20 protein-coding genes and 1 tRNA gene are annotated in these 22,062 nt (G+C 69.0%); 7 read left to right on the plus strand and 14 right to left on the minus strand.

The window, feature by feature from the left end:
- Positions 1-16: 16 nt before the first annotated feature.
- Positions 17-1,237 carry an acetyl-CoA C-acetyltransferase gene (locus AB0M01_RS32340; protein WP_363676272.1) on the minus strand — a complete coding sequence of 407 codons (1,221 nt, stop codon included), beginning with the start codon at positions 1,235-1,237 and terminating at the stop codon, positions 17-19.
- Positions 1,238-1,250: 13 nt separating this feature from the next.
- On the minus strand, positions 1,251-2,396 hold the full coding sequence (locus tag AB0M01_RS32345) for an acyl-CoA dehydrogenase family protein (RefSeq protein ID WP_363676273.1): 1,146 nt from the start codon (positions 2,394-2,396) through the stop codon (positions 1,251-1,253).
- 119 nt (positions 2,397-2,515) lie between these two features.
- Here AB0M01_RS32345 and AB0M01_RS32350 point away from each other — a divergent pair, with 119 nt between their 5' ends.
- Entirely contained in the window at positions 2,516-3,112 is a 597-nt protein-coding gene (locus tag AB0M01_RS32350) for a TetR/AcrR family transcriptional regulator (RefSeq protein ID WP_363676274.1), read from the plus strand.
- A gap of 83 nt (positions 3,113-3,195) precedes the next feature.
- Here AB0M01_RS32350 and AB0M01_RS32355 read toward each other — a convergent pair whose 3' ends face one another.
- Positions 3,196-3,765, minus strand: a complete 570-nt coding sequence (locus AB0M01_RS32355) for a YceI family protein (protein ID WP_363676275.1) — start codon at positions 3,763-3,765, stop codon at positions 3,196-3,198.
- Positions 3,766-3,861: 96 nt separating this feature from the next.
- Here AB0M01_RS32355 and AB0M01_RS32360 point away from each other — a divergent pair, with 96 nt between their 5' ends.
- Positions 3,862-4,320 (plus strand): MarR family transcriptional regulator, encoded by a 459-nt coding sequence (locus tag AB0M01_RS32360; RefSeq protein WP_363676318.1) that lies wholly within the window; start codon positions 3,862-3,864, stop codon positions 4,318-4,320.
- A gap of 107 nt (positions 4,321-4,427) precedes the next feature.
- Here the strand turns inward: AB0M01_RS32360 and AB0M01_RS32365 are convergent, their stop codons facing one another.
- On the minus strand, positions 4,428-4,823 hold the full coding sequence (locus AB0M01_RS32365) for a RidA family protein (RefSeq protein ID WP_363676319.1): 396 nt from the start codon (positions 4,821-4,823) through the stop codon (positions 4,428-4,430).
- 82 nt (positions 4,824-4,905) lie between these two features.
- Between AB0M01_RS32365 and AB0M01_RS32370 the strand changes: the two genes are divergently transcribed.
- Positions 4,906-5,916, plus strand: coding sequence for a WYL domain-containing protein (locus AB0M01_RS32370; RefSeq protein ID WP_363676276.1), 1,011 nt, complete (start codon positions 4,906-4,908; stop codon positions 5,914-5,916).
- Positions 5,917-5,952: 36 nt separating this feature from the next.
- Here AB0M01_RS32370 and AB0M01_RS32375 read toward each other — a convergent pair whose 3' ends face one another.
- Positions 5,953-6,240 (minus strand): helix-turn-helix transcriptional regulator, encoded by a 288-nt coding sequence (locus tag AB0M01_RS32375; RefSeq protein ID WP_363676277.1) that lies wholly within the window; start codon positions 6,238-6,240, stop codon positions 5,953-5,955.
- A gap of 66 nt (positions 6,241-6,306) precedes the next feature.
- Here AB0M01_RS32375 and map point away from each other — a divergent pair, with 66 nt between their 5' ends.
- On the plus strand, positions 6,307-7,077 hold the full coding sequence (gene map / locus AB0M01_RS32380; protein ID WP_363676278.1) for a type I methionyl aminopeptidase: 771 nt from the start codon (positions 6,307-6,309) through the stop codon (positions 7,075-7,077).
- Positions 7,078-7,424: 347 nt separating this feature from the next.
- On the opposite strand, the gene AB0M01_RS32385 is transcribed toward map, so the two are convergent.
- From AB0M01_RS32385 to AB0M01_RS32410, 6 genes are all read right to left on the minus strand, one after another.
- The gene (locus tag AB0M01_RS32385) at positions 7,425-8,042 is read right to left on the minus strand and encodes a dihydrofolate reductase family protein (RefSeq protein ID WP_363676279.1); all 618 of its coding nucleotides are present in this window, start codon (positions 8,040-8,042) and stop codon (positions 7,425-7,427) included.
- Positions 8,039-8,515 carry an SRPBCC domain-containing protein gene (locus AB0M01_RS32390; RefSeq protein WP_363676280.1) on the minus strand — a complete coding sequence of 159 codons (477 nt, stop codon included), beginning with the start codon at positions 8,513-8,515 and terminating at the stop codon, positions 8,039-8,041. Before AB0M01_RS32390 ends, AB0M01_RS32385 begins: the two co-directional genes overlap by 4 nt.
- Positions 8,512-8,850 carry a metalloregulator ArsR/SmtB family transcription factor gene (locus tag AB0M01_RS32395; RefSeq protein ID WP_363676281.1) on the minus strand — a complete coding sequence of 113 codons (339 nt, stop codon included), beginning with the start codon at positions 8,848-8,850 and terminating at the stop codon, positions 8,512-8,514. Before AB0M01_RS32395 ends, AB0M01_RS32390 begins: the two co-directional genes overlap by 4 nt.
- A gap of 264 nt (positions 8,851-9,114) precedes the next feature.
- On the minus strand, positions 9,115-10,797 hold the full coding sequence (gene ettA / locus AB0M01_RS32400; protein WP_363676282.1) for an energy-dependent translational throttle protein EttA: 1,683 nt from the start codon (positions 10,795-10,797) through the stop codon (positions 9,115-9,117).
- 10 nt (positions 10,798-10,807) lie between these two features.
- Positions 10,808-11,320 (minus strand): hypothetical protein, encoded by a 513-nt coding sequence (locus tag AB0M01_RS32405; protein ID WP_363676283.1) that lies wholly within the window; start codon positions 11,318-11,320, stop codon positions 10,808-10,810.
- A gap of 83 nt (positions 11,321-11,403) precedes the next feature.
- Positions 11,404-11,868, minus strand: a complete 465-nt coding sequence (locus AB0M01_RS32410) for a single-stranded DNA-binding protein (protein ID WP_363676284.1) — start codon at positions 11,866-11,868, stop codon at positions 11,404-11,406.
- A gap of 175 nt (positions 11,869-12,043) precedes the next feature.
- Here AB0M01_RS32410 and AB0M01_RS32415 point away from each other — a divergent pair, with 175 nt between their 5' ends.
- Positions 12,044-12,664, plus strand: coding sequence for an SRPBCC family protein (locus tag AB0M01_RS32415; protein WP_363676285.1), 621 nt, complete (start codon positions 12,044-12,046; stop codon positions 12,662-12,664).
- Between the two features lie 157 nt (positions 12,665-12,821).
- Here AB0M01_RS32415 and AB0M01_RS32420 read toward each other — a convergent pair whose 3' ends face one another.
- The 3 genes from AB0M01_RS32420 to AB0M01_RS32430 all read right to left on the minus strand — a co-directional run bounded on the left by AB0M01_RS32420 (position 12,822) and on the right by AB0M01_RS32430 (position 19,777).
- Positions 12,822-14,501: a GTPase gene (locus AB0M01_RS32420; protein WP_363676286.1), complete on the minus strand. Its 1,680-nt coding sequence runs from the start codon at positions 14,499-14,501 to the stop codon at positions 12,822-12,824.
- Positions 14,498-17,890: an AAA family ATPase gene (locus tag AB0M01_RS32425; RefSeq protein ID WP_363676287.1), complete on the minus strand. Its 3,393-nt coding sequence runs from the start codon at positions 17,888-17,890 to the stop codon at positions 14,498-14,500. Before AB0M01_RS32425 ends, AB0M01_RS32420 begins: the two co-directional genes overlap by 4 nt.
- A gap of 174 nt (positions 17,891-18,064) precedes the next feature.
- On the minus strand, positions 18,065-19,777 hold the full coding sequence (locus tag AB0M01_RS32430; protein WP_363676288.1) for a PrsW family intramembrane metalloprotease: 1,713 nt from the start codon (positions 19,775-19,777) through the stop codon (positions 18,065-18,067).
- Between the two features lie 191 nt (positions 19,778-19,968).
- Here AB0M01_RS32430 and AB0M01_RS32435 point away from each other — a divergent pair.
- Positions 19,969-20,045, plus strand: a tRNA-Arg gene (locus AB0M01_RS32435).
- Between the two features lie 374 nt (positions 20,046-20,419).
- Positions 20,420-21,964, plus strand: a complete 1,545-nt coding sequence (gene fxsT / locus AB0M01_RS32440; RefSeq protein ID WP_363676289.1) for an FxSxx-COOH system tetratricopeptide repeat protein — start codon at positions 20,420-20,422, stop codon at positions 21,962-21,964.
- The last annotated feature ends 98 nt before the right edge of the window (positions 21,965-22,062 follow it).

Raw genomic sequence — 22,062 nt, forward strand, 5'->3', positions numbered from 1 at the left:
GTACGACGTACAGGATTCAGCTGAGCCGCTCGAGCACGATCGCCATGCCCTGGCCGCCGCCGACGCACATCGTCTCCAGCCCGAACTGCTTGTCCTCGAACTGCAGGCCGTTCACCAGCGTGGTCATGATCCGCGCGCCGGTCGAACCGAACGGGTGCCCCAGCGCGATCGCGCCGCCGTGCACGTTCAGCCGGTCCTCGTCGATGCCGAGCTCGCGCGCCGAGCCGATCACCTGGACGGCGAACGCCTCGTTGATCTCGACCAGGTCGATGTCGGAGATGCTCATCCCGGCCCGCGCGAGCGCCTGCTTGGACGCCTCGACCGGACCGAGGCCCATGATCTCCGGCGACAACCCGCTGACCCCGGTCGACACGATCCGCGCCAGCGGCGTCAGTCCGAGCTCGCGCGCCTTGGTGTCGCTCATGATCACGACCGCCGCGGCGCCGTCGTTCAGCGGGCAGCAGTTCCCCGCGGTCACGGTCCCGTCCGGCCGGAAGACCGGCTGCAGCTGGCTGACCTTCTCCAGCGTCGTACCGGCGCGGGGTCCGTCGTCCTTGGACACGACCGTCCCGTCGGGCAGCGTCACCGGGGTGATCTCGCGCTCGAAGAAGCCGTTCCCGATCGCCTTCTCGGCGAGGTTCTGCGACCGTACGCCGAACGCGTCCTGATCCGCCCGGCTGATCCCGCGCAGCGTCGCCACGTTCTCGGCGGTCTGGCCCATCGAGATGTAGATGTCCGGGATCAGCCCGTCCTCGCGCGGGTCGTGCCAGACGTCGTTGGTCTCGGCGTACTTCTCGGTCCGCTGGACGGCGTCGGCGAAGGCCTGGTTGAACGAGCTCGGGTCGCCGACCCCGGCGGAGCCGAAGTTCTTGTACCGCGACACGCACTCGACGCCGGCACTGACGAAGATGTCGCCCTCACCGGACTTGATCGCGTGGTACGCCATCCGCGCGGTCTGCGTCGACGACGCGCAGAACCGGTTGACCGTGGTCGCGGGCGTGTTGTCCCAGCCGAGCTGAACGGCGACCCGGCGGGCCATGTTGCCGCCGTGCTCGTCGTGCGGCTCGGCGCAGCCCAGCATCAGGTCCTCGACCTGGTCGCCGGTCAGCCCGGCCTTCTCGACCGCGGCCTGGATCATCTGCACGGCCAGGTCGTCGGGCCGGATGTCCTTCAGCGATCCCTTGTAGGCGCGCCCGATCGGCGACCGCGCGGTGGAGACGATGACTGCTTCAGGCACGGGGGTTCTCCTTCTACAGGCCGAGGTCGCGGCCGATGAGTTCCTTCATGATCTCGTTGCTGCCGGCCCAGATCTTGGTGACCCGGGCGTCGCGCCAGGCGCGGGCCACCCGGTACTCGTTCATGTAGCCGTAGCCGCCGTGCAGCTGGACGCAGGCGTCCAGGATCTCGTTCTGCACCTGCGCGCTCCACCACTTGGTCTTCGCGGCGTCGACCGCCGACAGCCGGTCCTCGTCGTGCGCGACGATCGCGTTGTCGACGTACGCCTGGGTCACCTCGGCCTTGGTGACCAGCTCGGCGATCAGGAACTTGTTGTACTGGAACGACCCGACCGGCTGACCGAACGCCTTGCGCTGCTTCACGTACTCGATCGTCTCGTCGAGGATCTGTACGGCGTGCGCGATGTTCGAGACCGCTGCCCCGACGCGTTCCTGGGCCAGCCGCTCCATCATGTGGATGAAACCGCGGTCGACCTCGCCGAGCACGTTCTCGTCGGGCACGAACACGTCCTCGAAGAACAGCTCCGAGGTGCCGGACTCGGTCTGCCCGACCTTGTCGAGCTTGCGGCCGCGGGCGAACCCGTCCATGCCTTCCTCGACGGCGAACAGCGTGATGCCCTTGGCGCCCTTGCTCGGGTCGGTCCGGGCGGCGGTGACGGTCAGGTCGGCCATGTCGCCGTTGGTGATGAAGGTCTTGGAGCCGTTCAGCACCCAGCCGCCGTCGACCTTCTTGGCGCTGGTCTTCAGCCCGGCCAGGTCGGAGCCGCCGGACGGCTCGGTCATCCCGATCGCGGCGACCAGCTCGCCGGAGCTGAACTTCGGCAGCCAGCGCTGCTTCTGCTCCTCGGTGCCGAGGTCGACCAGGTACGGCGCGGCGCAGTCGTAGTGGATCCCGAAGCAGCTCGACAGCGACGCCGAGACCTTCGAGACCTCCTCGGCGAACACCGCGTTGAACCGGTAGTCGCCGACGCTCGAACCGCCGTACTCCTCGGGGACGTCGAGCCCGAGGAAGCCCTGCTTGCCGGCCTCCAGCCAGACCGCGCGGTCGATCGTCTTCTCCTCGAGGAACTGCTCCATCCGCGGCACCAGCGAGCGGTCGCAGAACTCCTTCGCACTGGCCCGGAACGCGTGGTGGTCCTCGCCGAAGATGATCCGTTCCATCGCTTGCGCCTCCCGAGCTGCGGTCTGCTGTGTCCGGCGCTGTGGCCGTCGTCACCTGGTGGGTGAGACAAATGGCTAAGCGCTTGCTTAGCTTCCCGAATCCGGTGCAGAGTGTCAACGTGTCCGCAGTCACCAGTCCCCTCGTGTGGGAGCACGTCCAGCCGGCCGCCGCCCGCCGGCTGCTCACCGGCGCCATCGACGCCTTCGCCGAACGCGGCTTCCAGGCGACCACCACCCGCGACATCGCGTCCCGGGCCGGCATGTCCCCGGCGGCGCTCTACGTCCACTACCCGTCGAAGGAGCGGCTGCTCTTCGAGATCAGCCGGTACGGGCACCAGGCGGCGCTCGCCGTCCTCGCCGACGCCGACTCCGGCTCCCCCGCCGAGCGCCTGCGGGCGATGGTCTCGGCCTTCACCGCCTGGCACGCCGAGCACCACACCATCGCGCGCGTCGTCCAGTACGAGCTGGCCGCGCTAACCCCCGAGCACTTCGCCGAGGTCGCGGCGATCCGCCGTACGATCTCGGCCCAGATCGAGCAGGTCCTCGCCGACGGCGTCGCCGACGGCTCGTTCGCGGTCGACGACCTCCCCGGTACGACGCTCGCCGTACTGTCCCTGTCGATCGACGTCGCCCGCTGGTACACCCCGCACCGCACCAAACCCGAGTCGCTCGGCAGCCTGTACGCCGACCTCGCGCTGCGGATGGTCCAGGCCTGACAGGACGAAGGCCCCGGCGCCCTCTTCCGAGGGGCCGGGGCCTTCGTACGGCGTACGCGGTTGCGCCTGGTCCGGCGTACCGGCTAGTCCTGCAGCGCAGCCTGGACGTCGAGGTGGATCTCCACCTTGTCGCCGATCAGGAGCTTGCCGCCCTCCAGCGGGACGTTGAAGTCGATCCCCCAGTCCTTGCGGCTGATCGAGGTGGACGCCTCGAAGCCGATGATCTTCTGGCCGTACGGGTTCTGGTCGACGCCGAGGAACTCGACGGCGAACTCGATCGGCTTGGTGACACCCTTGATGGTCAGCTCACCGGCCAGGACGAAGTCGTCACCCTCCGGCTTCAGCGCGGTGCTGGTGAAGGTCATCTTGGGGCTGTTCTCGGCGTCGAAGAAGTCGCCGGAGCGCAGATGCCCGTCGCGCTGCTCGCTGCGGGTGTGCACGGAGGCCAGCTCGACGCTGACCGCGGCGGTCGACTCCTCCAGCGAGTCCTTGACCACGATCTCACCCTCGAACTCGCGGAAGGTGCCACGCACCTTGGTCATCAGGTGACGCACGGTGAAGCCGATCTCGGTGTGCGCCGTGTCGAGGGCGTAGGTGCCGGCCACCAGGCCGGGGATGGTGCTGGTCGCGGTCGTCGTACCGGTGATGCTCATCAGGTCCTCTCGGGGGCTAGTTAAAATTTCAACCTGTTATGTGAGCCCTAACGGTTTAAATCTGAACTACATTCCCGGTACACTGTCCGGGTGACGATGACGACTGGCACCCGGTGGCTGGACTCCGAGCAGCAGGTGGCGTGGCGCGCGTACCTGCTGGGCACGGCGCGCCTGATGGCCAAGCTGGACGACGACCTGCGGCAGTTCGGCCTGGGCATCAACGACTACGAGATCCTGGTCCGCCTCTCCGAGGCCCCCGACCGGCGCCTGCGGATGGCCGAGCTCGCCGACCGCCTGCACCAGAGCCGTTCCCGCCTGACCCACACTGTAGGCCGCCTGGAGGCCGCGGACCTGGTCCGCCGCACCTCCTGCAAGTCCGACAAGCGCGGAGTCTGGGCCGAACTCACCGACGCCGGCTTCACCCTCCTGGAACAGGCCGCCCCCTCCCACGTCGCCGGCGTCCGTGAACACCTAGTGGACCTCGCCTCCCCGGAGGACTTCGCCGCGGTGGGCCGGGTCTTCGACGCGGTCTCGGAAAACATCGGCCAACGCTGAGGCGGATTGGGTCTGCGCGGAGGATTGCCACGCAGACCCTTCCGTTCGCGGTAGGTCACTAGAGCGTAGGCTCCCGCCCGCACGACAGTAAGGCGGCGTCAACTACCTCAGGCGACCGCTGTGCCTTCCAGCTCCACCAGCTGCCCGGGGATCGCCAGCCGGGTCACCCCCAGCATCGTCGTGGTCGGCGCCACCCCCGCTGCGCCCAGGCGCGAGGCCAGTACGCCGTAGTGCTGGAACAGCATGTCCACATCCGTCGTGTATACGTTCAGCCGCACCAGGTCCCCCAGCGTCATCCCCGCCTCGGCCAGCACCGCTTCCAGGTTGTCGAGGCTCAGCGTGAGCTGACCGGCCAGGTCGTCGTCGTGCTCGGGCTTACCGTCGGCGTTCATCGCGGTCTGCCCGGAGCAGTACAGCGTGCGGGTCGCGCCGGTGACGAGCTCGCCCTGGTTGAAGCCCATCCCCACCGACCACGTCACCGGGTTGATCGCGGTTCGTTCCACAGCCACATCAGCTCCATTCGGTTCGTCGAGCTGATGAGCCTGCCAACAATTCACGACACCCTTGGTCAGGTATTTTCGGGCGATGCGCGCCGACCGTCTGGTTTCGCTCGTCCTCCTGCTCCGGCAGCGCGGCCGGCTGTCCGCCGCGACGCTCGCCCGCGAGCTCGAGGTCTCCACGCGCACCGTGCTGCGCGACATCGAGGCGCTCTCCACCGCCGGCGTCCCCGTGTACGCCGAACGCGGCCGCCACGGCGGTTTCGCCCTGCTCCCCGGCTTCCAGACCGAGCTCACCGGCCTCGGCCCGGACGAGGCCCTCGCCCTGCTGGTCGCCGGTTCGCGCCGCGGCGCGCAGGCCTTCGGGCTCGGCTCGGCGCTCGCCTCCGCGATGCTGAAGCTCGTCGACGCCCTCCCCGACAGCTACCGCGACACCGCCACCGGCGCCGCGCAGCGACTCCTGCTCGACCCGGAGATCGACATCCTGTCGCGGCGGCGGGACCCGGACGAGATCCCCGAGCCGGTGATGGGCGAGATCCGGCGCGCGGTGCTCACCGGGCATCGCCTGCGGATCCAGTACGCGCCTGCCGGGCAGCCGCCGGAGTGGCGGACGGTGGACCCGATCGGGCTCGTCACCGTCCGCGAGCAGGGCTACCTGCTCGCCACGAAGGCCGGCGACGACCGCACGTACCGCCTCTCCCGTGTGCTAGCCGCTGAGGCACTGCCGGAACCAGCTGAGCGCCCAGCCGAGGTAGACCTCGACCAGGCCTGGCAGGAGCGCAGTACTCGCTTCCGCACGAGCGGCGACCAGGTGACGGTCCTCGCGGAGGTCAACCCAGCGCGCCGCAAGGAGCTGGTCGACACGGCGCTCGCCGTACTGTCGGAGGAGCCGGTGCCGTCCGGGGAGCCGGAACTGCCCGAGGGGACCGCAGCCGCCAGCACTCACCTCCGCATGGAGGTCACGTTCCAGGACGCCCGGCATGCCACCTGGGCGTTCTGGCAGCTCGCCACGCACGCAGAGGTCCTGCAGCCTGACTGGCTTCGCAGCACCCTGTACGAGCGAGCAGCAGCAATGCGCGCTCAGTACGAGACGCACTAGGCACCCAGGCGATCGCCGTACGCGGACAACCCGGCGCTACGACGCCAGCCACTCCCGCGCGTTGCGCCCCGGCTCGCCCTCGGGCCGGCTGATCTCGACCCACACCGCGTCCAGCGACAGCCCCAGCACCCCGGCGATCGCCGCGATGGTCTGGAAGGCCGGGGTCGCCACCCGGCCGGACTCGATCTTGCGTAGGGTCTCCGGGGAGACGCGCGCGTCGAGCGCGACCTCCAGCATCGAGCGCTCGCCCCGGGCCAGCCGCAGCAGCGCGCCGAGGCGCTGGCCGCGTTCGACCTCCGCGGGGGTGAGCGGCAACCTGACCATGAACCGATTCTAGTCCCGGGATAATATGGCCGGGATAGTTATTGGTAGCACCGGAGAGGCGCCCGCATGATCGAGATCCTGAGCCCCAGCGAGCTGCCCCGCGCGCGGGAGACCGGCGCGCTGGTCGCGAACATCCTGCAGACCGCGCGCAGCCGGGCCACGGTCGGTACGAACCTGCTCGAGATCGACCAGTGGACCAAGGCGATGATCGCCGACGCCGGCGCACAGTCCTGCTACGTCGACTACGAGCCGTCGTTCGGGCGCGGGCCGTTCGGTCACTACATCTGTACGTCGGTCAACGACGCGGTCCTGCACGGCCTGCCGCACGACTACACACTCGCCGACGGCGACCTGCTGACCCTCGACCTCGCGGTGCTCCTCGGCGGCATCGCCGCGGACAGCGCGATCAGCTTCATCGTCGGCGACTCGCAGCCGGCGGAGAGCGTCGCGCTGATCACCACCACCGAGCGCGCCCTCGCCGCGGGCATCGCCGCCGCCGGTCCCGGTGCGCGGATCGGCGACCTGTCGCACGCGATCGGTGAGGTGCTCAGCGCGGCCGGGTACGAGATCAACACCGAGTTCGGCGGCCACGGCATCGGCTCGACGATGCACCAGGACCCACACATCTCCAACACCGGGCGCCCGGGCCGCGGCTACAAGCTCCGCCCCGGCCTCCTGCTGGCACTGGAGCCGTGGATCATGTCCGACACCGCCGAACTGGTCACCGACGAGGACGGCTGGACCCTGCGCAGCGTGACGGGCGGCCGCACGGCACACAGCGAACACACGATCGCGATCACCGAGGACGGCGCGGAGATCCTGACCCTGCCGCACTGAACGAAGCCCGATCGTGCGGTCCCCACGACACGGACCGTTCTGCAGCCCTTCCGCCACCTGCTGCTGGCTGAGCTGGTCGAACACACGGCCGACACCCACCACTGATCAACGCCCTTCGCACGCGCCCGATTCGCCGTCTCCGGGCGAGGCCGATGCCGCCGGCGGCTGCGTGGACAGTGGTGGGCGTCGGTCAGTGTCACTCCACCACTCACTAACCCTCGCCCGCCTCGCGCATCCGCGCCCACCTGAGCGTGGGCCGACCGGCAACGCGACAGTTACTGAGTGCTGCACGTCCGCCGACCCGAGTTTTAGGGGACTGAGTCTCCGGCTGCTGGGCGTTCCCTCACTCAGACGAAGGCGCCGACGCCTTCGTAGGTGCCGACCTCAGCAGCGCCCATAGCTTCGTACTCGAGCAACAGCAGGCCCGTCCCCGTGACCTCGTGCTTGGTCAACCGCAGCCCGACGGGTGCTCCAGGATGGTCGAGCAAGCGGCGACCCGACCCAACGACCGTCGGCGCGACCACCAACCGCACAGCATCGACCAACCCAGCCGCGAGCAGCGCGTTCCCCAGCCGCCCGCTCCCATGGATCTGCAGCTCCCGCCCGGGCCGCGCCTTGAGCTCCGCCACCGACTCGAACGAGAGAATCATCGAAGGCTCCCACGACGCCTCGGTGAGCGTGCTGCTCACCACGTACTTCGGCAGCGCGTTCATCCGCCCGGTGAACGGGTCGTCCGGGTCCGTGATCGCCGGCCAGTCCCGCGCGAACGCCTCGTACGTCCGCCGCCCGAGCAGCAGCCCGTCCGCCAGGTCCAGCCACTCCGACGTACGCCGTACGAACGTCTCGTCCAGGAACGGAATCAACCACCCGCCCCGCGTGAACCCATCACTCGGATCCTCCTCCGGCGACCCCGGCCCCTGACAAACCCCGTCCAGCGTCACGAACTCCGTCAGCACCAGCCTCATCCCGCAACCTCCCCCTCCGCCACTCCAGCCAGCTGCGCCGTCACCGATCCCCACCCGTCCGCGAACCCCAGCTCCGCGTGCAGCTTCCGCGACGCCGGATCGCCGTGCCGCACCACGATCCGGTACGCCGTACCGTCCGCGTGGTCGGCCATCGTCATCTCCGCTGTCATCGCGACCGGCGCCGGGTTCGCGGGCCGCCAGGCGCTGTCGACCGTGTTGGTGAACACGATCCGCTCCAGCTCCTCGGCGACGACGAACATCGCGTCCAGGTGCGGGACGAAGTCGACGCCGTCCTCGCTCATCCGCGTCACCAGCCCGCCGCCCGGCCGTACCTCGAGCCGCTCCACGCGGCAGACCGCCGGCGCCGGCACCCACCACCGCGCGAACCGCGCCGGCTCGGTCCAGGCGCTCCACACCACCGCCCGCGGCGCCCGGATCACGCGTTCCACCACCAGATCGAGCTCCGGATTCATCGCTCCTCCTCCATCAGCTCGTCGACCAGACTCTCCAGCCGATCGGTCCGCTCCTCCCACACCGCGCGCTGCTCGGCGAGCCAGTCGTCCAGCACCGCGAGCCGCTCCCGGTTCAGCACACAGGTCCGCACCCGGCCGGTCTTCACGGTCCGGATCAGCCCGTTCGACTCCAGCGTCCGGACGTGCTTCATGAACGACGGGAGCGTCATCGGGAACTCGTCCGCCAGCTCCCCGACGCTCGCCGGTCCGCGGCCGAGCCGCCGGACCACCCCACGCCGGGTCGGGTCGGCGAGTGCGACGAAGACGCCGTCGACGTCCGCTGAATACTGTGCCATGAGGCTAAGTATTAGCCATACTTAGCTCGGAGGCAAACTGTTCGGGCCTGAGACATGACGAAGCCCCACCTCCCGGTCAGGGAGATGGGGCTTCGATGGACTCCATGGAAGGGAGAACGAGCGCTGTGAGCCCGAGCCCACCCGGCGGTGACCCGGGCCGCCTTGGCCTTGCCGACCGTGGTCTTGGCCTGGGCGCTCAGGCCCTCGGTCGCTTCACCGAGGGGCACTACCGCCGGGCGTGCGGAGCGGCTGTCCCCGCCCGCGTCAGTCGCGCGTCAGCTTGCGGTGCGTGACTCGGTGCGGGCGGGCGGCTTCGGCGCCGAGGCGGTCGATCTTGTTCGCCTCGTACGACGCGAAGTTGCCCTCGAACCAGAACCACTGGGCCGGGTCCTCGTCGGTGCCCTCCCAGGCCAGGATGTGGGTCGCGACGCGGTCGAGGAACCACCGGTCGTGGGAGATCACCACGGCGCAGCCGGGGAACTCGAGCAGCGCGTCCTCGAGCGACTGCAGCGTCTCGACGTCCAGGTCGTTGGTGGGCTCGTCGAGGAGCAGCAGGTTGCCGCCCATCTTCAGCGTCAGGGCCAGGTTCAGCCGGTTGCGCTCACCGCCGGACAGGACGCCGGTCGGCTTCTGCTGGTCCGGGCCCTTGAACCCGAAGGACGCGACGTACGCCCGGCTCGGCATCTCGAACGAGCCGACCTTGATGTAGTCGAGCTCGTCGGAGACCTGCTGCCAGACCGTCTTCTGCGGGTCCAGGCCGCCGCGGGACTGGTCGACGTACGAGATCTTGACCGTCTCGCCGAGCTTCAGGGTGCCGACGTCGGGGGTCTCCTCGCCGACGATCATCCGGAACAGCGTCGACTTGCCGACGCCATTCGGGCCCACGATGCCGACGATGCCGGCCCGGGGCAGCGAGAAGCTCAGGCCGTCGATCAGCTTGCGGTCGCCGAAGCCCTTCTCCAGCTTGCTGACCTCGAGCACCGTGCTGCCCAGTCGCGGACCGGCCGGGATGTTGATCTCGTCGATGTCGAGCTTCTTGGCGCGCTCGGCCTCGGCGGCCAGCTCCTCGTACCGGGCCAGCCGCGCCTTGCTCTTGGTCTGCCGGGCCTTCGCGTTCGACCGGACCCACTCGAGCTCGCGCTCCAGGATCTTCTGCCGCTTCGCGTCCTTCTGGCCCTCGACGACGAGACGCGCCTGCTTGGTCTCCAGGTACTTCGAGTAGTTGCCCTCGTACCCGTAGGTCTTGCCGCGGTCCATCTCCAGGATCCACTCGGCGACGTTGTCCAGGAAGTACCGGTCGTGGGTGATCGCCAGGACGGCACCCGGGTACTTCTGCAGGTGCTGCTCCAGCCAGAGCACCGACTCGGCGTCCAGGTGGTTGGTGGGCTCGTCGAGCAGCAGCAGGTCGGGCTGCTGCAGCAGCAGCTTGCACAGCGCGACCCGGCGGCGCTCACCACCGGACAGGTTGTCGACGATCGCGTCGGCCGGCGGGCAGCGCAGCGCATCCATCGCCTGCTCCAGCTGAGCGTCGACGTCCCACGCGTTGCGGTGGTCGAGCTCGGTCTGCAGGTCTCCCATCTCGGCGAGCAGCGTGTCGTAGTCGGCGTCCGGATCGGCCAGCTCGGCGCTGATCTCGTTGAACCGGTCGAGCTTCTTCTTGGTGTCGCCAACGCCTTCCTCGACGTTCTCCAGCACCGTCTTGCCCTCGGTCAGCGGCGGTTCCTGCAGCAGGATCCCGACCGTCGCGTCCTCGGCCAGCCGCGCCTCACCGTTGGAGGGCTGGTCGAGCCCCGCCATGATCTTGAACAGCGAAGACTTGCCGGTGCCGTTCGGCCCGACCACGCCGATCTTCGCCCCGGTCAGGAAGTTCAAGGTGACGTTGTCGAGCACGACCTTGTCCCCGTGCGCCTTCCGGACCCCACGAAGCGTGTAGATGAATTCCGCCATGCTCCAGAGCCTATGCGCTGCCCCCCACCCAGTCCCAACCGGCGCCGGTCGCGGCAGCCAGGAGCTGGGCAGCCCGCTTCTTCAGAATCCTCGCCTGGACGAGGAGTCCGACAGCCCCGGCGGCACCGGCCAAGGTGATCGCGGCGCCGACCATGCGGCCGTCCAAGATGCTGAGCACTGCCGACACCGCCAGCAGAGCTGCGGTGATGATCACGAGAAGTCGATGACGTTGAAATCCTTTCAGCCGACGGTCGGCGATGCGCAGGGTGACTTCACGGAGGGCAGGGTCGGGATCGAGCCGCCCGCGCTGGACAGCTCGGTAGGCCTTCAGCTGTTGCCGCGGAGACAGCTCGTCGGCTCCCACTGCTCTCAGATCCCGGCGGCGCAGCGTGAGGCCCACGAAGACCGCCAGGAAGACAACCGCGGCGCCGGCCGCGCCGATCAGCAGGGCAGCCGTCCAGCTCAGATCCTTGGTCAGCTTGAACGCGATCGAGTACCCCGTGAACGCGATCAGCGCTGTCACAGCGGCGACGATCCACCGAGGTGCGGCGAGCAGAGTCCAAACCATGTCGAACCGGTACCCACGCACCCCGGCGACCTAGCCCTCTAGGCAGCCTCCGAGGAGGACGACGTGCTGAACGGGTCGAGCTCCTCCGCGCCCAGCACCGGTAGGTCGTCGAAGGGTGAAGGCGTGCCGGCAAAGCCCGATGGGAGCTGTTTGCGGAACGTAGTGGTGCCGCGGGAGAGGTCGTGGCCGACCGAGAAGGCCTCGATCAGGGTGCGGGAGCGGGGTTCGCCGTTCTCGGTCCACTCGTTGGTTCGCAGGCGGCCGTAGACGACGACGGGGTCGCCGCGGTTGATGGACTCGGCGACGTTCTGGGCCAGGGAGCGCCAGCAGTCGACGGTGAACCAGGTCGTCGGGCGGTCGACCCAGAGGTTCTGGGTCTTGTCGAAGCTGCGTGCTGTCGAACCGACCCGGAACGACGCCACCGTCGTACCGCCGTCCAGGTTCTTCAGTTGCACCTCGCTGCCGACCCAGCCCTGCAGAGTCAGGTACGCGTCGTTGCTCATGTCGTTCCTCCGATCGCGGATGTGCTGTCACCAGAGAAGATGCCGCGAAACAGCCCTCGAACGACGAGCAAAAACAAACCTGGGGACAACCGACAAGCCTTAGCCTTGACTTATATAAGCAAAGCCCGGCATTCTGGCCCCGACAGTCACCGACGACACAGAGGGCAGCACACCGATGGACATCCTGGAACACATCACCGCGGTCCAGCGCGAGGTCAGCCGGACCGGTGAGACGGCGACCGTGCGGATGCGGCGGACCTACCACGGGACGCCCGAGGAGGTCTGGGACGCGCTCACCGACCCCGAGCGGATGGCGCGCTGGTTCTCCCCCGTCACCGGCGAGCTCAAGCCGGGCGGCAGCTTCCAGATCCAGGGCAACGCCGGCGGCGACATCCTCGAGTGCGAGCCGCCGAAGCGCTACAAGGTCACCTTCGGCGGCCCGACCAGCACCCTCGAGGTCCGCCTCACGCCGGGCACCGGTGACACCACCGAGTTCGAGCTGGAGCACTCGATGGAGGGCCCGCCCGCGCCGGGCGGCGCCGGTGCCCTGTACGTCGGCCCGGGCTGGGACGGCGCGATCATGGGCCTCGCCCTCTACCTGGACGGAGACCTCCCCGAGGACACCGACCCCGCGGTGATGGCCAACTCCCCCGAGGTGATCGCGTACAACGAGGCCTGCATCAAGGCCTGGATCGAGGCGATCAAGGCCTCCGGCACGACGACCGACAAGGACCTCGACGAGGCGATCGCCATCTCGATGGCCCAGTACGTCCCGGAGACCCCGCCGGAGAACTAGGCGCGCCCTGAACAAGAAACCGGGGCCGTGAACAGGCAATAACCTGTTCACGGCCCCGTCTCTGTGTTCAAACCTCCGCCAGTACGACGATCCGCCGCGCCAGAATCCGATCCGCCGCGCCCGGCTCCGGTCCGCGCGATCCGCGTCGTCCGCGTGGTCAGCGGCGCGCGATCGCCAGCTTGTCGCGGCAGATCGTGTACGCGTCCAGCTCGGCGCGGGCCGGGTCGACGACGTGGCTGTCGGCAACCTTCTCCAGCTCCGAGCGCAGCGCGCGGGCCACCAGCCGGGCTCGCCGGTTCGCGCCGTTCGTGGCGAACAGCCGGCAGGCCACCGACACCAGCACCCCGATCACCACGCCGCCGATCAGCATCAGCGTCGCGTACGGGATCCCGTTCCAGCGCGGCAGCGGCGGGTCCTCGAGCTGCAGGTACCCGAACACGGCCATCACGGCCAGCCACACGGCTCCGCCGAGCGCCACCAGGAACAGCAGCCACTGCAAGAACCGCGCGGCACCCCACCAGCCCGGCGTCGACGTCGCACCGAGATCGGTCCGCGCCACCGCCTGGTCCAGCTCGTCGCCCAGCGACTCCTCACGCTTCCGTACGGCGGACCGCACCGAGTCGGCCCACGGCCGCGACAGTCCCTCGGCGGCCTTGTTCGTGATCGTCCGGACCGCGGTGTCCATCCGGGCCCGCTGCACCGGCGTTGCCGCAGGCAACGAAGAGCGGGCGATCGACACCTCGCTCGACGCGGATTTGCGGGCCGCCTTGCCCAGCTGGCGAGCAGCACCGTCCAGGTGCAACCGGCGCAGCGGGTCCGGCCGGAACCGGCCCAGCCACTTGGTCACCGGCCAGCCCGTCGCGGAGCGAGCGCGCTGCAGATATGAGCGTCGTACCGCATCGACAACCACCGGTACGCCGGAAGCATCCGACAGCGCGTCGATCAGCTCGGTGATGTCCGACTTCGCGATCTCCGGCGTCTTGGCGTTGCCGCACTGGCTGGCCATCCGGTCCGCGACGCGGTCGACGTCGGCCGCGAGCCGCTCGCGCGCGGCGCGCTTGTTGCTGACCCGCTTGACCAGCAGGCCGCGCATCTCGTCCAGCCCGGCGCCGCTGACGGCCGACGTACCGACGACTGTCGGGTTCTTCAGCCCGTCGGACTTCAGCAGCTTGTCCAGGTCGGTGAGGCAGCTCTTGCGCTGCTCCTCGGTGAGCTTGTCGATGTGGTTCAGCGCGAACACCATCACCGACGAGTGCGACGCGAACGGCTTGATGTAGCGGTTGTGCAGCGCGGCGTCGGCGTACTTCTGCGGGTCGACCACCCAGATCAGCAGGTCCACCAGCTCGACCAGGCGGTCGACGATCAGCCGGTGCTCCACCTCGGTCGAGTCGTGGTCGGGCAGGTCGAGCAGGACCAGGCCGTCGAGGTCCTCCGACTGCGCCTCCTCCAGCGAGCTGCGGTGCTGCACCTGGTGCCGGCGCGGGATGCCCAGCCAGTTCAGCACCTCACCAGCGGGCTCCTCGCCCCAGACACAGGCCAGCGGCATCGAGCTGGTCGGACGCCGCGTGCCGATCGCCGCCAGGTCCAGCCCGGTCAGCGCGTTGAACAGCGACGACTTGCCGGAACCGGTCGCACCGGCCAGCGCCACCACCGTCAGGTCGCCGGACATCCGCAGCCGTTGCCCGGCCCGGTCCACGATCTGCTCGGCCTCGCTGAGCACCACCTGGTCGAGGCGGCCCTTGCCGGCCTCGGCCGCGTCCTCCAGCGCCTCGATCTTGGTCAGGACATCGGAAGAGCCGCGCACCAGGCCCTTGACCGTATCCACAATTCCCGTCACGTGCAGTCCTCCACCGCGCGCGCGGCCTCGGTCAGTTGCCTGGGTGCTTCGGGATCGACCGGATGCTGGTCGAGCACAGCCAGGTAGCGGGCGAATTCCGCATCCATCAACGCATGAACCCTATCGTCAAGGTCCTGCCGGGCCTTCGCCGCCAGGGTCCGGACCGCCTGGTCGCCGAACACCGCCTCCAGCAGCTTCTGCCCGACCACCGCCGTGCCCGCCCCGACACCGACCTCGGCGCCGGTGATCCCCGCCGTACTGGCGAAGATGACGACCATCAGCGACAGGCCCAGCCCGTTCACGCCGTACGCGAGGATGCGCGCCGTCGAGCGCTTGTCCGCGCCCTCCTTGCGGACCAGGTCGAGCACGTAGCCCTGCCACTCGCGCACCGCACGGCCGGCGGCCGCCGGGAAGTCCTTCGACATCCGGCCGAGATCGCGGTCGCCCGCGGCGAGTAGTTGCCGTCCCGCCGCCGTCGACTGCCACGACTCCTCGGCCCGCTCGGCCGCGGCCTCGGCGTGCTCACGCAGCAACGAGTCCAGCCCGGACTCGACCGCGTCGTTCAGGTCCCGGGTCGGCGCCGGCTTGCCGACGATCGACGTCCGGACCTTGTCGCGCAGGCGCCCGACGTTCGTCTGCAGCCCCTTCAGCAGCTCGCCGGTCCCGACGAACTCCTGCCAGCGCGCCAGCACCTCACCGCGCAGCATCGTGCCGTCCGCCGTCGCCTTCGCGATGTCCTTCACAGCCCGCTCGTACGCCGTCTCGGCGTTCGCGCGCAGCTCGACGAAGGTGTCGGCCTGGTCGCGGACCGCCTTCGAGAACGCCGGCGTCTTCTTCGTCATCGCGGTCACCGCGCCCTGCAGCGTCCGCCGTACGACGGCCGACCGCGCCTCCGCGTCGGCGGCCAGATCGATCAGCCAGTCCTTGATCGAGGCAACGGTCTCGGTCGGCAGCATGCCGCGCTCGTCGACCGTCGTCTCCTTGATCGAGAACAACGGCGAGTCGCCGAGGCCGCGCTCGAGCAGCATCTGGGCCAGGTGACCGGTGATGTCGTCGATGGTGTCCGCGGGGGCGCGATCCAGTACGACGGCGACCGCGGTGCTGCGGTCGGAGGCGCTCTGGAGGAACTCCCACGGGACGGCGTCGGCGTACCGGGCCGCGGTGGTGACGAACAGCCAGAGGTCGGCCGCGGCGAGGAGCTGCGTCGCGAGGTCGCGGTTGGCCTCGACGACGGAGTCGATGTCCGGGGCGTCGAGGACCGCGAGGCCCTTGGGGATGGTGTCGGCCGCGACCAGACGGATCTGGCCGGGGTCCTCCATGCCGCCCGGGCTGTCACCGCTCGATCTCGCCATGCCGGGCAGGACGCGGTCGCCGGCGAACCACTCGGCGTCGGCCGGGTTGTGGATGAGGACCGGAGAGCGAGTGGTCGGACGGAGTACGCCGGGCTCGCTGACCACCTGGCCGATCAGGCTGTTGACGAGCGTCGACTTGCCGGCACCGGTCGAGCCGCCCACGACGGCGAGCACCGGGGCCTCGAGCTGGACGAGCCGCGGGAGCACGTAGTCGTCGAGCTGGTCGAGCATCGCCTTGCGCTGCTGCCGGGCCTCGTCGGCACCGACGACGTCGAGCGGAAGCTTGCTGTCGGCAAGCGCCCCGCGGAGCTTCATCAGCGCGGTGATGAGCGCCATGGCCGCCTGCTGCTCGGCGGCCTTCGCGGCGAGCTCCTCGGCGGAGAGCTCGGGCTCGGGGGTTTCCTCGGGGGACGCGTCGTCTGCGGGGGACGCGTCGTTGGAGTTGGTCTCCTCGGAGGCAGCGTCGTCGGAGGCGGCGTCCTCGGCGGGTACGTCGGCGCTGTCCTCGGTGGAGGCGTCGGCGCCGTCGTCGGCGGATGCGTCGGCGCTGTCCTCGGTGGAGGCGTCGGCGTTGTCCTGGGTGGAGGCGTCGGCACTGTCCTCGGCGCGCTCCTGGGTGGAGGCGTCCGGGCCGTCCTCGGCGCTGTCCTCGGACGAGGCCTCGGCACTGTCCTCGGAGAGCGCGTCAGCGCCGTCCTCGGAGGAGGCCTCGGCGCTGTCCTGGGTAGAGGCGTCGGCACTGTCCTCGGAGGGCGCGTCGGCGCTCTTCTCGGCGGAGGTCTCGGCGACCGCGTCGGCTTTAGTGACGTCGGCGGCGTCGGAGGCAGTGTCGTCGGCAGCGGCAGCGGTGTCGGCTGCAGCTGCGTCGGTCGGCTCGGCGGCGTCAGCAGACTCATCAGTGTCCGACGCTGCCTCGGGGGCATCCTCCGACGGGGTGTCGCCGGTCGCCTTGGTGTCAGCAGGCTCGTCTGCTTCAGCAGGTGCGTCCGCCTCTGTAGATGCATCTGCGTCGGAGGCTGCCTCCGCGGGCGCAGCGTCGGACTCGGCGGCGCCCTCAGGAGCTACCTCGTCCGTCGCAGGCTCGGTGGCTTCCGCAGAAGCAACTGCATCGTCCGAAGCTTCGGACTTGCTGTCGTCAGTCGTCTGCTCAGCTGCGTCCGAGTCGGACTGCTGGTCCGCGACCTTCTCCTCCGCGGCCTTGGCCGGGGTGGAGTCCTCGACTGGCGTCTCGTCGGTCGCGTCCGCGGCGGAGGTTTCCTCGGCGGCTACCGGAGTCTCCGGCTGCGGCTCTTCGGTTGCCTCGGGCAGCGGCTCGGCATTGGTGCCTTGGGCATCATCCGAAGGCTCGGGCTGCTTAGAGGCCGCCTTCTTCGCCGTGCGCTTGGGCTTCTTCGGCGGGACCTCGGCGGCTACCGACTGCGGGTCGACCATGCGCTCGGACTCGGGGACCTCGCCGGGCTTGGGGAGGCCGATGATGATCTCGCCGTACTCCAGCGGGAAGCCCTCCGGGGACTCCTCCGGCTCGTAGGTCACGCCCACGCTCGGGCGGTCCTCGTCGGAGTCATCCGCTTCGGAGGAGTTGTCGTCGGAGGTGTTCGTCGGCTGTACGGCGGGCTCCGGTGCGGCCTCGGGCTTGCCGGATTGGGCAGACGCTTCGGCGCTTTCGGGCACGGAAGCGGCCGGCTCGTCGGTTGCCTCAGGCTCCGGGGCTGGGTCGGCCTTCGCGGCCGGCGTCGCCTCGGGCTCAGCACCAGGCGTCGGCTCGGCGGCAGCCTTCGCCTCAGCCTCGGCGGCCGGCGTCGGCTCGGCCTCGGTGGCCGGCTTCGACTCAGCGGCAGCAGCCGACTCGGCGGCCGCAGCAGACGTGGGCTCAGCCTCGGCAGGCGTCGGCTCAGCCTCGGCAGGCGTCGGCTCAGGCTCGGCAGCAGGCGTCGGGTCAGGCTCAGCAGCAGGCGTCGGCTCAGCGGCGACCGGCTCGGTCTTCCGCCGGCGGCGGCGCCAGAAGCCTTTGCCCTTGGCATCGGTGTGGGAGGTCATCGGGGCAGGCTCCGTCTGGGCCGGAGGCTGCGGCTCTCCCGAGCGCTCCGAACCCTCACCAGCTGCTGACCTGATGTCAGCCACGGTGTCCGTCCACGAGCACAGAGTGCCCGGTCGGACAGCGCAGAAGCAAAGTCATCTTCATCCCGTGTGGCGGCGTGGACGGGGGGCAAGTCACTGCGACGGTGGATAGGGACCGTATCCTCCCTGCGGTCCCGGGGTTCCAGTGGGTCCCGGTGGGTAACCGGCCCGGCCCGCTGGGTAGCCGGGTTGCCCCGACGGATACCCCGTCTGACCGTCCGGGTAACCACCCGGCTGCGGTCTCGGACCACCACTCTGTCCGGGCCCACCACCCTGTTCCGGCGCCCCGCCCTGCTGCTGCGGAGCCCCCGGGTACGTCGGTTGCTGCGGTCCCCCAGGGTACGTCGGCTGCTGCGGCGAACCCGGGTGCGCCGAGCCGCCCTGCCCCCCGCCGTACACCGCGCCTCCCGGCTGCGGCCCGTACCCAGGCTGCCCACCGGGCGCACCAGGACCACCCGGCGCACCAGGCCCCCCGTACCCAGGCCCACCCGGCTGTGGCCCGTACCCCGCCTCCGGTCCGCCGTACAGCGGCACCCCCGGCCCAGCCGGCGCGAACTGCGGCACGGCAGTGGCGAAGGCAGGCATCGGCGGGAACGGCACCGAAGGCCTCCGGGCCCTCAGCTCGTCCAGCAGCTTCTTCTCGGTGTCCAGAGCGTCAGCACCGATCACCTGCCGGACGATCTTGTCCCGCAGGTACGCCAACTCGGTCGCCGTGTGCTGGAAGGCCTTCGCCGCGGCCTCGGCCTGCGGGCCGTAGCGCTTCGCGTTCTGCCGGAGCGCTTTGCGCCCGCGCAGCGTCGCGATCAGCGGTACGTCTTGCCCGTTCATCCAGCCGAAGCGCACGTAGTCGTACAGCCGCGACGCGATCATCTGTCCCTCGCGGGACCGCATCACCAGCGCGAACACGACCATCGCGACGAACAGCGGCGCCATCAAGAACAAGTAGACGGTCAGGAAGCCGCTGCCGCCCGCCCAGCTCGCGCCGCCGTTCCACAGCCCGTGCAGCAGCACCGCGGTCAGGTACCCGACGACGGGCGCGAGGAAGCGGACCGCCGTACTCCGGTGCCGGACGGCGATGCCGATGCCGATCGCCGTACAGGAGGTGAAGAGTGGATGCGCGAACGGCGTGATCACGCCACGCAGGAAGAACAGCCCGAGCACGCCCTTGACGCCGGCCGCGTTGCCGCCCTCCTCGGAGAGCTGGTCGAAGATCCGGCCGAAGTACAGGATGTTCTCGGTGAAGGCGAAGCCGATCCCGACCATCCCGGCATAGACCAGTCCGTCGATGATCCCGTCGAACTCCTTCTTCCGGACCAGCGCCAGCAGCAGGATCACCGAGCCCTTGGCGAACTCCTCGACCGGCGGGGCGACGAAGACCGCGGCCCGGTTGCCGCCGCTGGTCGTCTCGTGCAGCAGGTCGGCGGCGCGGGTGTTGATGAAGATCGCGGCCAGGGTCGCGATGAAGGCGCCCCAGCAGAGCGCGAACACCAGGTACTTCAGCGGTTCGGGCTCGTAGCGGTCCAGCCACAGGTAGAGCGGGATGATGATGACGATCGGGACGAACGCGAGTCCCATCCCCCAGGCGAAGCCGGTCGAGCCGACCGACTTGGCGACGATGCCGAAGATCAGCAGCCCGGCGATCGCGAAGACGACCGCGATCACGATGCCGATCAGCAGCCCCCGGTTCCGCCGCTGACCCGGGACCGGGTGCGGTCCGAGCGTGTTCGGCTGCGGGTACGGCGCGCCGGCCGCGCCCGTCGCCGCCGGTTGCGACGCGTCGGCGGAGCCTGGTGAGGGGTGACTCATGCCCGCAGCCTAGTTGGAGAGCAGTCGGCACGGCAGAACCGGCCACTGGGCGTTACCGGGATGGAACGACAAGGCTGTACTTCCGCACCGTCGGTCCCGGTACGGCGTACACCGCGTGACGCCGCACCAGGGAACCCACGAGCGTGGTCGGCCCTCGATCTGAGACACTTCTCCCCGTGCCTCAGGCACAGGCGCCCGTAGCTCAGCTGGATAGAGCGTCGGACTTCTAATCCGTTGGTCGCAGGTTCGAATCCTGCCGGGCGCGCCAGCTAGAACCGCAGGTCAGACCGCAGCTCCTGCTCGGGAACTCGTCCTCGACTATCGTTGTCGTGGGGCCATTCATGGGGCGAACTCAGGTGAAGTGGAGTGAGTCAGAGATCCTGGGTGAAGGTGAAGCTCGATCTCATCGGCGCCCGGGGCAACCCGCGACGTAACCCGTTCGGGCGATTCTGCGACCGCCGCCGTCCTCCCGCTCACCCTCACACCGTCGGTCCGCACCGATCACGAGCCCCTAAGCCTCCGGGTCTCAGGACCAGGTGCCAGCTCGCCTCGCCGCATGACTAGCAGCAATTGGCGGCTTGATGCGTCACAACGTTCAGACGATATGTGGACCATTCCTCTGGAACGTGAGATCTTTCCGGGATGGTGACGGAGGGTACGGGGTGGGACTTCTTTGTTTCCTACACCCAGGCAGATCGCGCGTGGGCAGAGTGGATCGCCTGGATCCTTGAGGAGAACAGTTATCGCGTCCGCGTCCAGGCCTGGGACTTCGTCCCAGGTAGCAACTGGACACACAGCATGGATGAGGGTGTGGCCGGAGCGGATCGAACGATCGCGGTTCTGTCTGAGGCCTACCTGGCTTCGGTATACGGCAAAGCGGAGTGGTTGGCAGCTTGGGCTCAGGATCCACTCGGCGAGCAACGCAAACTGCTCGCTATCCGGGTTAGCGATTGTCCACGCCCTGGCCTGCTGAGTAATGTCGTAGGATTTGATCTGTTCGGTCTAGAGAAGGAGAAGGCCAGAGCGCGTCTCCTTGAGATGACCGCCGCGGCGATCAAGGGAAGACGGAAGCCGGTCGAGGATCCTCCGTTCCCCGGTCACAGTCGAGCGATACCCAGTAGAGCTAAATTTCCCGGAGACCTGCCAAGCGTTCTGAAAGTCCCTGCGCGGCACCCAAACTTCACCGGTCGGACCACGCTCCTCAACGAATTGGAGGAGAGCCTCACAAACAGCTCACCGGTCGTCACGGTGAAGTCGCTCCATGGCATGGGCGGTGTCGGCAAGACTCAATTGGCGACCGAGTACGCGCATCAGAAGGCTTCGCGCTACGACGTCGTTTGGTGGATGGACGTCGAGGAGCCAACCACGATCCCGGATCAGTTCGCCGCGCTGGCAGCTGAGCTCGGCCTGGACATTCCGCCCGAGCCCGACGTCTTGCAAGCCTACGTTGGGCAGGCCCTCAGCAAGACCGGCAGTTGGCTGTTGGTCTTCGACAACGCCGATACTGCGGAGTCCATTCGCCCTTGGCTGCCGACCGCTCCGATGCCGGCGGGGAGATCTGGCCACGCCATCGCGACAACTCGGCGTGGCAGCTTTCGCGCGCTCGGCCAGGTGATCGAGGTCGACACTCTTGACCCCCCTGAGGCCCTCGATTTGATGAGAACGCGAGTCCCCGGTCTCGATCCGAAAGTCGGGGCAACGATTGCTGAAGAGCTCGGGTACCTACCTCTCGGCCTGGAGCAGGCCGCCGCGTACATGGACCATACTGGCATGCTGGCCGCCGACTACCTGGAACTCCTTCGTGCCCGTACCGCCGAGATGCTCGAGAAGGGGCAAATTGCGAGCAGCAGGAACACCGTGGCAACGGTATGGACGCTCAGCCTCGACCGGCTGCAGAACGAGAACCTCGCAGCCAGACAACTGCTCGACATTTGCGCCTACTTCGCCCCCGAGTCCATCCCCCTCGACCTCTTCACCGATCACCCTGACCTCCTACCAGCGCCCCTGTCCGATGTTGTCGCAGACACCTTGCGATTCACCGACGTCCTTGGGGCGGTTGTCGACTACTCGCTCGCCAAACGAACACCTTCGGGGCTCCAGATCCATCGGCTGATCCAGGCTGCGCTGCGAGCGATGCACCTCGATCGCACGCTTCCAACCCCCACGACCCCCGACGACGCACCATGACCGTTCCGACCGGAGGCCCAATCCGCTCGCCCCTTGGAGAGGCCGTCGCCCTCCTGCGGTCTGATGCTCCGGGCTCGATCACATCGAATCCGTCGAGC

Origin of the sequence: Kribbella sp. NPDC051770 (assembly GCF_040681455.1) — a bacterium.
GTDB lineage: Bacteria > Actinomycetota > Actinomycetes > Propionibacteriales > Kribbellaceae > Kribbella.